At 46.3% G+C, this 614-nt stretch carries 2 tRNA genes; both read right to left on the reverse strand.

Annotation, left to right across the window (positions count from 1 at the left end):
* Positions 1-297: 297 nt before the first annotated feature.
* Positions 298-373: transfer RNA gene (locus tag DNH61_RS02285), tRNA-Ala, on the reverse strand.
* Between the two features lie 17 nt (positions 374-390).
* Positions 391-467, reverse strand: a tRNA-Ile gene (locus DNH61_RS02290).
* Positions 468-614: the final 147 nt, after the last annotated feature.

The following is a 614-nucleotide window of genomic DNA, read 5'->3' on the forward strand; positions in this document are numbered from 1 at the left end:
GATCGTTCCATTACGGTTAGAACTAATCAGCTAATTGGCTGTAACTGTTCGACTCGCTTATGTGAGTCGCAGTTAGCAGCGATGTTCTAGACTTTTCATTCGCTATCCAGTTTTCAAGGTGCAATGGTTGTTTGCTGATTAAGCTTCAGTGACAAGAGTCAAAGAAATACCTAACCATCAAAACCTCGCTGCTAAAGCAGCTTCTGCCTCATCGGCAGGAAATACATCTTATCATGTTCAGGACCGACATTCAACAACCAAATGTTGGTTCTGCTGTCATGACATCGATGTTAGTTTTGGTGGAGCCAAGCGGGATCGAACCGCTGACCTCCTGCTTGCAAGGCAGGCGCTCTCCCAGCTGAGCTATGGCCCCATATGAAATTAAAAAAATGGTGGGCCTTAGTGGACTCGAACCACCGACCTCACCCTTATCAGGGGTGCGCTCTAACCAGCTGAGCTAAAGGCCCTTGATCTCCATATAGAAAGAACATTGTTCTTTCAAAACTGACAACGAGCGAGCAAACATAACTGCCTGAGTATTTATCTGATCATCAACGTGATCAGGTATATCCTTAGAAAGGAGGTGATCCAGCCGCACCTTCCGATACGGCTAC

The sequence above is a fragment of the Paenibacillus sambharensis genome (genome assembly GCF_003233845.1).
In the GTDB taxonomy this organism is placed as follows: Bacteria; Bacillota; Bacilli; order Paenibacillales; family Paenibacillaceae; genus Paenibacillus_I; species Paenibacillus_I sambharensis.